The sequence below is a fragment of the Bacillus sp. M5A3_1b genome, from assembly GCF_053345335.1.
In genome coordinates, this window is the sequence record NZ_JBKEZY010000007.1 from 108829 (window position 1) to 121838 (window position 13010).

The 13010-nt window shown below is 30.8% G+C and carries 9 protein-coding genes and 3 pseudogenes; 1 reads left to right on the forward strand and 11 read right to left on the reverse strand.

Annotation, left to right across the window (positions count from 1 at the left end; translation table 11 throughout):
* Position 1: 1 nt before the first annotated feature.
* The 3 genes from ACLBWW_RS20175 to ACLBWW_RS20185 all read right to left on the reverse strand — a co-directional run bounded on the left by ACLBWW_RS20175 (position 2) and on the right by ACLBWW_RS20185 (position 3480).
* The gene (locus ACLBWW_RS20175) at positions 2–253 is read right to left on the reverse strand and encodes a hypothetical protein (RefSeq protein WP_447614195.1); all 252 of its coding nucleotides are present in this window, start codon (positions 251–253) and stop codon (positions 2–4) included.
* A gap of 3 nt (positions 254–256) precedes the next feature.
* Positions 257–595 (reverse strand): DUF4870 domain-containing protein, encoded by a 339-nt coding sequence (locus tag ACLBWW_RS20180; protein WP_447614196.1) that lies wholly within the window; start codon positions 593–595, stop codon positions 257–259.
* A 569-nt stretch (positions 596–1164) separates the two neighbouring features.
* A complete protein-coding gene (locus tag ACLBWW_RS20185) occupies positions 1165–3480 on the reverse strand; it encodes an AAA family ATPase (RefSeq protein ID WP_447614197.1) in 2316 nt (771 codons plus the stop codon).
* Between the two features lie 409 nt (positions 3481–3889).
* On the opposite strand from ACLBWW_RS20185, the pseudogene ACLBWW_RS20190 reads away from it, so the two are divergent.
* A pseudogene (locus ACLBWW_RS20190) lies at positions 3890–5299 on the forward strand (IS1182 family transposase).
* Between the two features lie 129 nt (positions 5300–5428).
* On the opposite strand, the pseudogene ACLBWW_RS20195 reads toward ACLBWW_RS20190, so the two are convergent.
* The 8 genes and pseudogenes from ACLBWW_RS20195 to ACLBWW_RS20230 form a co-directional block, all read right to left on the reverse strand.
* Positions 5429–5785, reverse strand: a pseudogene (locus ACLBWW_RS20195) (JAB domain-containing protein); the annotation flags it as partial.
* Positions 5786–5963: 178 nt separating this feature from the next.
* Positions 5964–6524 (reverse strand): hypothetical protein, encoded by a 561-nt coding sequence (locus ACLBWW_RS20200; RefSeq protein ID WP_447614198.1) that lies wholly within the window; start codon positions 6522–6524, stop codon positions 5964–5966.
* 637 nt (positions 6525–7161) lie between these two features.
* Positions 7162–7608, reverse strand: coding sequence for a hypothetical protein (locus ACLBWW_RS20205; protein WP_447614199.1), 447 nt, complete (start codon positions 7606–7608; stop codon positions 7162–7164).
* A 124-nt stretch (positions 7609–7732) separates the two neighbouring features.
* On the reverse strand, positions 7733–8608 hold the full coding sequence (locus ACLBWW_RS20210) for a hypothetical protein (protein WP_447614200.1): 876 nt from the start codon (positions 8606–8608) through the stop codon (positions 7733–7735).
* Positions 8609–8943: 335 nt separating this feature from the next.
* Positions 8944–9957: a DUF262 domain-containing protein gene (locus ACLBWW_RS20215; protein ID WP_447614201.1), complete on the reverse strand. Its 1014-nt coding sequence runs from the start codon at positions 9955–9957 to the stop codon at positions 8944–8946.
* 5 nt (positions 9958–9962) lie between these two features.
* Positions 9963–10571, reverse strand: coding sequence for a hypothetical protein (locus tag ACLBWW_RS20220; protein WP_447614202.1), 609 nt, complete (start codon positions 10569–10571; stop codon positions 9963–9965).
* A 759-nt stretch (positions 10572–11330) separates the two neighbouring features.
* A pseudogene (locus tag ACLBWW_RS20225) lies at positions 11331–11567 on the reverse strand (nucleoside triphosphate pyrophosphohydrolase); the annotation flags it as partial.
* 386 nt (positions 11568–11953) lie between these two features.
* A complete protein-coding gene (locus ACLBWW_RS20230; protein WP_447614203.1) occupies positions 11954–12940 on the reverse strand; it encodes an HNH endonuclease in 987 nt (328 codons plus the stop codon).
* Positions 12941–13010: the final 70 nt, after the last annotated feature.

Below are 13010 nucleotides of genomic sequence, written 5' to 3' on the forward strand. Positions count from 1 at the left end.
CCTACTCCGCTAACTTCTCTTTCACATACTGAAGCATATGAGAAAAACTCATCTCATTTTGTCTATAATATTGAAACAACCCTAAAACAAGCAATACAAAAGGAACACTCCCTCTATAACGATGTTCATACTCGCTAATACCATCATAAAAGTACTCATATTTTCGTCTTCGTAAAACGATATAAACTGCAATAAACAACAATGCAATCATAACGAAAAATCGCTTTCCCCTTATCTCCACTTCTTGTTTCATCACCTATTCCCCTTCCAATCCGTACTTATCTTCTTTAAATAAAGGAATCCGAATGAAATAACGATATGGTTCATCGCGTATTACTTTCCACGCAACAAAAATCACTTGAACGATCTCAAAGGCAAACACAATCCAAAACAAAACATCACTAATACGCGAACTAATATTAAATAGAAGAAAAATTAATAAATGAAAGTTGAACGCCTTTCGGCAATGATATTTATACACCTCATTTTTACGTGCCAGTGTGATGTACATGAGTAGTGGTGAAAAGATTCCTATTGCAGCTGAAAGTAGTAGCATGATGATGGTGTTTCTTTTTTCTTTTCTGGTGGTTTTCATGAGTGGTTTGGTCCCCCCTTTTTGATTTGTCTTCTTTAGGTTAGGGGGTGACGTTGGGGGAGGTGCAAGGGGATTGTATAGAAAAAATTGATTAATATCAATATAGATAAAATTAGACTTTTACCTTGACAGGGTGGCGGTCGCTAGTGCGAGACCAGTCGGGATCATATGAAAAACCCCTTGATAGTCAAGGGGTTTTCTTTATATGGAAAACTTTTGGCTCTTTTTGAAAGACAAACTTTCTACTGTTTGGTCAAGATTTGATCAATAACTCCTTTTTCGATCAATAGTTAGTTTAAATGAATTTTAATTAATGACCTACATTACCAATAACGCCACTAATTTTGAAATATATGAAATATAATAGAGCAAAAAATAGATTCTCTAAAGATACGAGTATAGCGATTAAGGATTCGTCCCCTTATAGTCTATCAATAAAAAACGCAAAAAAAACTTGAAAAATTAAGTTTTTTACCTTCCTCTACTCTACTGCTCAAAATGATTACATTTCTAAAATCTAAAAAATATCTCATTGATTAAAATTATCCTGATTCCCTACAAAAGTTACTTTATTTTTTTATACTATTGTAAAGAGCATTATACTGTTCAATATCTTTTTTTTGAATGGTATCTAGTATTAACAGCGCATCCTTTTGAAATTCCGGAATATCGATCGGCTTCGATAACCGATCAAACTGTTCTTCACCATGTGAGTATTCATTATTAATCCTTTGCATAAAAGCAACTTGTTGTGACGATTCTCCAAAGAACCTATTTATTCTATCATCATTTTTAATCTTAATATCTGGGTACTTAAAAAACAGATAGCTTTCTAAGAATTTCCGTGCATTGTTAGGAAAATTATAGAAGACATGATAATTCTCCTCACCCTGTACCTCGTTTGCCACTCTATAGATCTGTTCAAAGAGAAAAACAAATTCCGTAACATACTCTCGCATATATTTTGGCATATCTACTAACTTACTATTGGCATTACTCTTATCTGTTAATAATCGTTCAATCATAAAATAATTCTTCCTTCTACTTGCTCTACGAAGGTACTTTAGAAAGTCCATATTGTGAGTAGATATAAAGATTTGTTTATATTTATCTTGATTGATTTCAGAATCAATTAAGCTAAATATAGAAAAAATATTGCTAGAATCCAAGCTACAAATTGGATCATCAATAAAAATTATGTAGTCATCTTTATCACTAGCAGGAATATCTTTTAATTGAGCTAAGAAATAACTAAATGATATTAGCGTTTGTTCTCCCTCACTTAAATTATAAGCAATCTCCCCCTCCCTTTTAATCACAAAAGTACTTTTACTACCTACTTTTTCAACTTCAAGAGTAAGCTCTGGGTGCCCTAAAGAAACCCTAAGATATTCATTAACTTTTTCTGCTGCTTTCAGTTCATCATTTAAAAGAGTTCTTAAATACGCAATGTTGGACTCTATTTCTTTTATACTTTTTTTCACCGTACTTAACTCTTCCTTTTTCTCTTTTAAAAGTTCTCTTTGATGTTCAATTCTCTTTAATTCTTCACCGTATCTTATTTCATCAATGAAGTTTTTAATGTTATTTAATCGCAACTTTCTAACAGCTTCTTCTTTTTTATCAGTTATACTGTTACTATAATCATTATTTTGTTTAATAATGTTATTCATCTCTACTATGCAACTAACTAAAAGTTCCTGCGAATTGTTTAAAGCACTCTTATCAAGACTATACTCATTGTAGATATTATTAAATCTTAGCCTTAGTAAACCTAATATATCATCTAAATCACTCAAGTATTTATTTTTTAGTTCGTTCCATTCATTTATTAAATTTTGATAACCACTTTGAAATTCAATATAAAAATCATTTATATGGTTAGGCACTATATATTCTATTTCATCTCTGTGCCCTTCCATTTGTTTTACTAATTTATTTATTTCTGTTTTATGAGATTCAGCTTCTTTTGTAAAGTGTTCACCTAACTTTTCCCAAAGAAATGTAGTCAGCTCTGAATCACAAAACGCACATCGGTCTCTCTTATTTTTATGATGATCTATCCCTTCTCTAACCCAATTTTGCAAATCCGAGTTATCAAGCAAGTCCTTAATTGATTGACTGGGACTAATGGATTTTCTTAGCCGTTCATTGCTTGCCTCAATATATTCCTCTAGTTTAAATACAGGCTGTTTTATTTCAGCTAGTGAATTTTTATGTTCTTCAACTAAAATTTTCTTCATTCTATCTGATTCATCAACTGATAATTCTTTTGCTAATCTCAATTCAGCTTTAATATCTCTAATATTATAGTCACTTTTAACCCCTATCTTAAATAATGTTGAATCCCTTTTTATATTTCTCGCTCTTTCACGGAGCTTATCATCTAAAGACTTTTCAAGGTCTTCTAGTCCTTTTTTTAAAGTTTCGCACTTACTTATAATCCCTATTTTTTCATTATTACCATTAAGCTTAAGCTTGTTTGACTGTAACTCGATATTAGCTTCTGAAATTTTTCTTTCTGTTTCGACATTTTGTTCTCCTAATATTGCGAAAGGTATAATTTCACCTTCTTTGTTAGAAAGAAAACTTAGATTTTCAGTTTTAAAATCATAATTGTATACACGTAACTTTAGGTCTGAACTAGCTAACTGTAAATGACTTAAAGACCTTTTATCCAATAATTCAACATTAAACTTTCCATCTTCAAAATCTGCATGTAATTTCTTCTGCTCTAAAGACCTAAATATTCTAGACAAAGTGGTTTTACCTGAATAATTTCTTCCGTAAATAATATTAAATGTACCTAGTAATGAACTAACATTTTTGGTCCATTTAAAATCTTTGAATGGTCCAAAACTTTCAATATTTATTTTCTCAATCAAAATAGTACCTTCTTTCAATATATTAATTAAACGTATAATGAATTTACAAACATGTTCAGACCGGATCAAATGTAAAAATGGAATTGTCAACGAAATACATTTGATGCCCTTTCCATTTAATTTACTAAAAAAATTATCCATTGCCTCCATTTAGGATGGGCTTATGATCTTAAGTTCAACTGCATTTAATAAGATATTTTTAATATCCTTGTAATGGTTAGAATAAATATTATTTAATAGTTTCATATTCTCTCTCCCTCACATGGACCTGTAACAAATTTCCTATTTCAGTATACATTATTTAACACATACCTTCCATTTTAAAAAGCGAAAGCTTCCTCGATGAAATCGAGGAAGCTTTCGCTTTTTTCATGTATAATGATTGTACTAATTCTAGGTGGTGTCTCGGATGATTTCTAACCAACAATCTCTTAACCTCAGTCCATTTATGGCGATTTACGATATCGTTGTACCAAAGGATAATATGCTTCGTCAATTCAATGAACTGGTAGACTTTTCTTTTGTTTTAGAAGAACTACAAGATAAATATTGTCTCGATAACGATCGCAACGCAGTGCCCCCTGTTCGTATGTTTAAATACTTATTACTAAAATCTATTTTTGATTTATCAGATGTAGATGTTGTAGAACGCTCAAAATACGATATGTCCTTTAAATATTTCTTAGATATGGCACCAGAAGATACGGTCATTGACCCTAGTTCATTAACGAAGTTCCGCAAGCTTCGTCTAACAGATATAGGTTTACTTGACATGCTCATTCAAAAAACAGTGGAAATTGCACTCGAAAAAAACTTGATTAAAAATAAATCTATTATTGTTGATGCCACGCATACAAAAGCACGCTTCAATCAAAAATCACCGAAAGAATGAAGGAAAAGTTTCCACCAAAAACAATGACAGATGACTTAAGTGACGAACTTGAATATTGTCAAAAAGTGATTGAAACAGTAGAAAAAGAGGAAATCATTCGTGAATATCCAAATGTGAAAGAAAAACTGAATTATTTAAAAGAAATCGTAGAAGATCACCAAGAATACCTTCAATTTTCGCAAGATCCTGATGCACGAATTGGGCATAAAACAGCGGATTCTTCTTTCTTTGGTTATAAAACACATATTGCGATGAATGAAGAACGCATCATTACAGCTGCGGTGATTACAACGGGTGAAAAAAGCGATGGAAAATACCTTCAAACATTGATTGAAAAAACTCGTGAAACAGGGATGGAAATTGATACAGTTATTGGAGATACTGCTTATTCGGAGAAAAATAATATTCAATACGCCAACCAAAATCAATTACAATTAGTATCGAAATTAAACCCTATTGTGACACAAGGACCGCGTCAAAAAGAAGATGAATTTGAGTTTAATAAAGATGCCGGTATGTATGTCTGTAAAGCTGGACATATGACATATGGCTGTTCGTAGAGCACGCACAGGTAAAAAAGGAACAAACAATAATCAAAGTCATACCTACTATTTTGATATTGAAAAATGCAAGGTATGCCCATTCAAAAGTGGGTGTTACAAAGAAGGCGCTAAAAGTAAAACATATTCTGTAACAATAAAATCCACTGAACATAAGGAACAACAAGCATTTCAAGAAAGTGCATATTTTAAAGAAAAGGGGAAAGAGCGTTATAAAATTGAAGCGAAAAATAGTGAACTTAAGCATAGACACGGGTATGATGTGGCATCTTCCTCGGGTCCGATTGGCATGCAACTGCAAGGTGCAATGGCTATATTCGCTGTTAATTTAAAACGAATCCTAACCTTGATGAAAGAAACAAAGTAAAAAAGAATGAAAAGTCGCCTTTCTTGTTTTGCATCTGGTTTATCAACCAAAAAACGTAAATTTTTCAGTGGCCTCGTTTTCAACGAACGTCTTTTTTTACTTATTGTGGAACATACACGTTCCCCATTGATTATGCGCAACGATAATGGAAGCAGCATTTGAAATAATTGCTGGTTTCAGCACCTCTCTCGGATGAACGATACTGGCATTTAAGCTGCCAATATGATAAACATTAATGGCCGTTGGTTGATTTTTAGTATCTAGACAAAGTACGATGAAATACTCTCGATCTACTTCTCCTAAAAACTGCTTCAACAATACATTTGAACCTTCTGGAGATTTAATTCTTCTTTCCTTATAAAGAAGACTCACCTCTTTTACCATTTTTAGGCGAACGATGTTTACTCTTTTTGCTGGTTTGTTTATACCAACAGGTGTTTCCAATAATTCCAGCTGTTTCCCTAGTTTTACTTTATAACATTCCATCTCTTCTTCCTCCAATCATAACGAAAGTGTTGCTCCTCATACTTAAAAGAACAACCCTTCTTGTACTAATTCATGTAAATAATATATACTTATTAGATTGGAGTTTACCTTTAACTTAACAATAAATATTTGTACCTTAATTTATGTATAATCCAGGAGCAACGCTATAATAGTTGACTTACTTTTTCCAATCCCATTTTTTCCATACTACTTGATCCCCGTATTTTTTTTGTACTTCATCTTTTAACATCCATAAGAAATTACATGAGTTTTCAAATTCCTCAGTCAGACAACCTGAAACAAATTGATGACAATTATCGAAAAGTACATGATAGTTTCGGCTCTTTCCCAATTTTTCTATGGCTCTTGCTCCAACATCAGCAAAACCAATTTCCCAATCATGTTTATTGTCATAGGGAATGTAAATTTCATAGTTAAATGTAGTTATATGACTAGTAAATTCTTCAAAGGTATTTTCAATAATTTCTCCTCTTGCATTAAGTGCAATTATTCTGTCATTTCCTATATAAATACCCGAATGTCCACTAATACCAAAACCAATTTCAGTAAAAACTGGAGTACCAAAGCTTGGTCGGATATCTTTTGGTTCGTTAAACCATTTGGATGGTGCATCAATAACCTTATCGACTGACTCTACCGCTTCATCCACAATTTTAAAAGCAATTTTTAATGGTTCCGTAACTACAAAGCCCACCAAATCAAAAAACTCCCTCATCATTTACTTAAACCTCCATTAATTAGATTCTCAAATTCATTTTATTAACACTCTTAGTAAATCAGTTTAAACAGAAGCATCCTCCTTTCTTCCAAATAAAAAAGATAAAATCAACAAGGTTAAATTAGAAAGTTAAAGAGGGACAAGACTAAAAGCCCTATTTACCATTTATACTTTCATATTTTTTTACCGTATTATTGATTTCATCTTATTATTATTGATTAATTTATTTTGCCAACATCTATGGTTGTTATTCTCTTTATAACCAAAATGGAAGTAAGATATACACCCAACAACTTTAAAATTATTAAAATCTTTATAAGTCAAAAATCCCTACCGAGTATCATAAGGAAAGTTTTCATATTCCCCCTTTTTTACATGTACAACTGTTTACATTATTGCTACTGTACAACTCATTTAACTTTTATCTCAAATGATTGAAAGCAAGCTCCTTTTTATCTTAAAGGTTCATTGTTATTTACAATATCGTCCACCGATTGATACATAAGAACAAAGTTAATTTTGACCATAAAATATTCATTAACATATAGAGAAATAGAGCAAAATATCAGAATGATTGGAAGTAATTTTTCTACGGTATTTTGCTCAACAAAAAAATTCATTTAAATTAAAGTATAAATTAAAAAACAAGTCTTTCTAGAACATCGTTCCAAACTTCTTCTTTAATTGTATTACTATTAAAATTGTGCGACGGACTTAATCTACCGGATATACGTAAACCTTCTATATCTTCATATTTGTTTAATATGTACTCAAAATCAAATTTACTTATTACTTTTGATGGGTCACCTAAAGGAATTATTTCAAATGGCAAGATAAATTCCCCATTCCAAATTTCATTCTCTGTTACGTCTTTTGCTTTAGATTTGACAACAAAAGGAACTGTAAATTCTTGTTTTTTAGAATTATAGAGCATACCAAAACTACCTATTAACATATTTTCTGATTTTGTTTTATAACCTTTATTAATACTTTCTTTATCACTTGGCTTAACCGCCCATTTTTTTCCACCAACAGATGCCCAAGCATTGGTAATATTGTAGCTTGAAAAAATATAAATTTTCATATCATCTTCCTCCTTATTAATGTAGTAGTATTTATTATATTTTTAAATTTCAGCTTAGAACAACCTTATTCTAATTACTGTTCGGTTAACCGTAACTAATCTAAACGATGTTTCTAATAATTTCTTACCATTGCTCTAAAAGAGATATATTGTTAGCTGTTATCAGATAAACTATAAGCATTCCATCATCGTTACTGTTATTAAGAACAATAGGAAACTGAACGCTTTCGTTTACTCTCAATAATCCTAAGGTTCTTGATCCAGCCCCTTTATAATTTTTGGTTGAGCAATAATCTTTCACAACATTTATTGTATCTTTCCACCCAGTATCATCATTTAATAGACGTCCGGAAAGATCATTAGGCGATAAAAGATCCACCAACTCCTCAATAAAACAAAGGTTATTTGTATCATCCCTGAGTTCCTTAGTTCTATATCTATCTTTAGCATCTAATCCATGTTTTGTATTCTCAACATAGAGATATCGCGCCCCTTTATGTGGTTGCTTTGGCTTCACGTCATAGTACTTCGGTATATCGGGTATCGTAAATTTAAATTCTGGCCATTTGCTATATAGAATATCTTGTTCTTCATTTTTAGAATCCCCACTGGTTGTCTTTACTTGATAAAGTAATGCACGTTCCATGCAACTTCCATCAGTATTATAGTCTATATGAATAAACATTAAGTCTCCTAGTTCACAACCCTGATGTGTTCCAATACGCTTAATTCGTGGATGACCATGAGTAAAATTTGAAAACATAAATAATTTTTTAGAGGTATATCTATCGTATATACCTTCCCACTCCCTTTTTAAGTCTAAGAAGTTTTTATGCATACTTTTGACTATTGCAGTTTCTTGTGTTGAGCCAGCATTTTTGTAAACAGCGTTAAAATAATCCACTGCTGATAAAAATAATTCAGTCCTCAAATGATCCCTTTTCTTCCGAAATGGGATTTTTTTCATAAAAAATCTAATTGACTTAAACAAATTAACCACTTTAGATACACATCCTTACACCCTTATACTTTTATATCAAGAATTGCAAATTCCACAGTAAGCTGAATTTTACCTGCCCCCAAATTTAATACACTAAAAGTTTTCCCTCCATTATTCTTTGTAATAGACACTGATGAATCATATGTCCCTTTTTAAGCCTGAATATTCACATTTCACTCTCATTAAACATACTTAATTTAACAATATCATATAAAGCTATCGAATTAATATAAATATAAACATAAAAGGAAATACAAAAGGGAGCCTTGCTAATAGCTGCAAAGCTCCTTTATTATAAAATAAACTATCTAATTTAATAGCATTAAATAAAGAATTTATATTACATTTAAATTTCTTTCCAATATTTGTCCTCTGATAACTCTAGCCTGTCTACTATTTGTACCAGAATACATATATGTATAGTAAAGGCTGTAATCATTTTCTTCCTTACCCTTATTCTTATTTTCTAGTATTTTCTCTTCAAGTTGTATTAGTTCATTCTTTAACCTATCGATTTCTACTTCATTTATATTAGTGTATAATTCTACAAATAATGTAAAGAAATTAGATTTTCTAAGCCATATTGAGTCAACAGGTAGGTTCAGCGATTCAATAAATTTAAATGTGCTTATAAATTTTTCTTTAATTTCACTGGCATTAGGAAAATAATCATTAAACTCAATAATACATTTTTCAATTTCTCTATCCCTACTAAAATAACCTTCATGAACTATCGTAGAAAGTATAAGCAATACAAAATGTAAGTCTTCCATTCTACTTATCTTAGATTCGGTTAGAAATGGAAGCTCAGATAAGCTGATTTGTTCTAAAATTTCTTTTGCTACTTCTATAAACTTCCCATCATAAACAGCATTATGAAGCTCAATTTCTGTTAATCCGTATCTTGTAGAATTTATTCTTTTAAATATTTCAATTATTTCTTCACTACTTATGTCTCCAAGGTCCCTTATAACTATATTATATCCCAAAAACTCTCTCTTAGCCGTTTCTGATAGGTCTTTAAATTTAGAAACTATAGTTCCAAATACAGAAGAATCTTCAGTTTCGTTAATATATTGAACTATTGTATTTAATCTTTGCTGTCCATCTACTACTACTTCCTGAGTTTCAATCTTTTGTATATCAATTCCAGATTGAGCTATATAAATTTCTGGAATTGGTAATCCTTGAAGCAATGTATCTATAAAATTTTCTTTATGTTCACTACTCCAGACAAATCTACGTTGAAAAGCTGGTTGTAATATGAGAGTAGGATTCTCCGATGTTAATCTTGTATACAAATCTGATATTTTTTTAGTACTAGGAGTCGCTAATAATTGTTTTGCCATCTTTTTCACCCCAACTTCAATTTATTATAATAACTATCTATATTTATGTAATAATATTTTTCTAAATAATCATAATTTTTATACAATCCACCTGCTACCTTATAATCTCCAACTTCAGATTTACCATAAGATATAGACTTAAAAAATTTAAACCAATCATTCTTTAATAACTCCACTTGGAATGATAATGGAAGTAGATCCGGCCTCATCCAACCTTTAACTAAGTAACGTAGAAAATTTGCATAATCTTTCTTCTCTTCTAGAGAAATAAATTTATATTGAGAATCTAATTGATACTGATAATCACAAATTTTTTCATAATAATAGTCAAAGAGAGCCTCATTAACAAGAACCACATCTATATCAGAATCATAGGTGAACGGAGTATCCTTAATATAACTAAAACCAAATTTTCCTGAACCTACTATAAAAACCTCATGAAAACTTATATCAAAATTGCTCGCAACTCTATTTCTAAATTCAAAATATTCTTGCTCTCTGTCTTTAAACACAAAAGGTATACCATGAAAAAAGTACTTTCTTATGAAGTTAATTTTTGTATCCTTTGTATCAGCATTTATTAGTACATCATTAAATTCACCAATATTCTCCAATGTTTACACCCCAATCCTTTTAACGGTAAATCTTTATTTTTGAAAATTAATAATATTAGATTAATATCACGAAAGAAAAAAAGGTACTTATATATTCTACCATATATTACATAATCCCTGCTATAGTTTAATAGCAAGGATTACCAAAACCTCATTTACTTATGATACGGTTCACAATATCATAAACTAACAATGTCGCAGTTATAGCCAATTTTCTTCAATCATTTCTTGATAAGCCCTAACACCTTCTATTAAAATCCCTGTTCCAGGGACTAGTTTGATTGCCTCAATAATCCCTTCACCTTCCCCCTTAAATATTGCTTATTTCTTATCAGACATAAAACATCTCTCCTTAACTTATCAATTTGCCGGTAATTTTAATACCTCCCAATGCAGCTAACTATGAGTATGTTACCACATAGAGATGAGAAATATATGCCACTTTATACATAATACCTTACAACTACTTACTACAAGAAACTGATTGAACAGCGGTCAAGATTCTGGTCAAGAAATTTCATCTTTCTACGTTACAGGATTTGCATAAAAAAATACAAAACACCCTATAAACCCTTGATACAACTACCTTTCTGCTTGATATTACCGAAATGTAAAATATATGCTTCTTATCTTGACAGGATGAAGATCGCTAGTTCGAGTCCATTCGAGGTCATATTTGCTTGCTATTACTGAATTTCTTAGTAATTCTGACAGTAGTAAAATATAGTGGTTGTTGGCAGACATTCCATGCACCAAAGAGCCTCTTTCTTCTGCTTTCTTTTTACCGATGTTGTTGATATTTCTTCTAGTGTTGTACCCAACGTGTTCGGATAGGGCGTTTATTAGTTCTAGTAGGTCGGATAGTTCTTCTTGTACTTCTTTGCATAGTTCTTTTATGTATTCTTTTTCCTTTAGAATTCTTGTTGTGGGTGTTTTTCCATTGATTTTTATTATTTGTGGGATTTTGTTTCGGATTAGTTTGTTGTAGGCTAGTATGGGGATGCTTTCATTATTTTGATCTTCCATTAATGGTATCACACTCAAATAAAGATATTTTGTATATAAATTTATTATCATTAGTTTTAGAAGATTATTCTTAGGCCAAATTTGAATCTATACATTCATTTTTATTAATATAATTCTCTCTATTAAATGTAATTAAAACTTTTAACTCTCTTATTTAACATTGCCTAAATAACCATCCCTCATTCAAAATTCTTTTGAGATCATACTACATCACAAAACTTTTAAATTACACTAGAAATCATTTAAATATACACGTAGTTAATAAAAAACAAAAATACAGTAAAGTAGAGTGAAATTACAACCGCCCTACTTTACCTAAAACAATATATATAACTATTAAGAATAGAAACCGATCTTTATAATCTACCTGATGTTAGAAAGAGCCCAAACACATTATCTCTATGATAACGAATACTTTCAATTGCAGGCTTAAAAAAATCCTCTTCAGGAATAGAAATTTGCTTTCCATTGTATTTTTGTAAAAAATCACTTTCAATTGCAGGATGTACTCTTAGCGTATAATCATCATTTAATGTGAAGAATCCCTTATCAAATGCCCAGTGAATATCCCTACTTAAAGCTAATCCATTATTAGGGAGGTATGATCCAGTATGACTTTTAGGTCTTATATGTGCAGCTTCTAGATTAAGAAAATTATTACACCTAATAACACTTCCAGTTACTGCGCATTTCCCCTTGTATGCCACCATAGTAAAATCTCTAAAACTAGTAGCATTAAATAAATCTTCAATTTTTGTGTCAGATGTTTCCATTTTTTTAGTAACACTAGTATCTACAACTATTTGTAAGGGTGTTATAGATAATTGATCAATCTTTGCTTCAATCTCATCCAAAATCCCTTCATAAATCGCATGTTTACCACCAATATCACTTTCATCAATAATAGTTTCACACCTTTGATAAAGTGCAGATTCAATGGGTGTTATTCTTTCTAAATAATAAACAGTTTGCCTTGCTTCTTCTATAATTTCATCTTTTTTCATTACAATAATATCTCCTGCTTCAAAAAAATACTGACACATTTCTAAAGCATTATTGGAATAGATTCTATATTCATCTCTAGGTTTTGCAGAGGTACTTCCATTATATTTATCATTATGATAAATATAATTACAATAGATTTTTTCTTTATGTTCTGTGTATAAAGGTATAATCGGTAATAAAGATGAATCATTTTTCACACTTTTAGACAATGGCGGAAAAAAAGAAAGAACCTTCTCATCTTTAGAAATATATATGTACCTTCCTCTAGATGCCTTATCGCCAGGTTTTTTAATACTTCCTAACTCTTGCTGTCCTAATTTTTTCATGTAATATGTCATAGTTTGTACCCCCTGTGTATGTAATTGATTTCACCCTAAGTATAAGCTCCATCCTTTCATAATCATTTAG

Coding starts and splice junctions, on each gene's coding strand:
- ACLBWW_RS20175 (WP_447614195.1), bottom strand. CDS start 253: ATGAAACAAGAAGTGGAGATAAGGGGAAAGCGATTTTTCGTTATGATT.
- ACLBWW_RS20180 (WP_447614196.1), bottom strand. CDS start 595: ATGAAAACCACCAGAAAAGAAAAAAGAAACACCATCATCATGCTACTA.
- ACLBWW_RS20200 (WP_447614198.1), bottom strand. CDS start 6,524: ATGATGAGGGAGTTTTTTGATTTGGTGGGCTTTGTAGTTACGGAACCA.
- ACLBWW_RS20205 (WP_447614199.1), bottom strand. CDS start 7,608: ATGAAAATTTATATTTTTTCAAGCTACAATATTACCAATGCTTGGGCA.
- ACLBWW_RS20215 (WP_447614201.1), bottom strand. CDS start 9,957: ATGGCAAAACAATTATTAGCGACTCCTAGTACTAAAAAAATATCAGAT.
- ACLBWW_RS20230 (WP_447614203.1), bottom strand. CDS start 12,940: ATGACATATTACATGAAAAAATTAGGACAGCAAGAGTTAGGAAGTATT.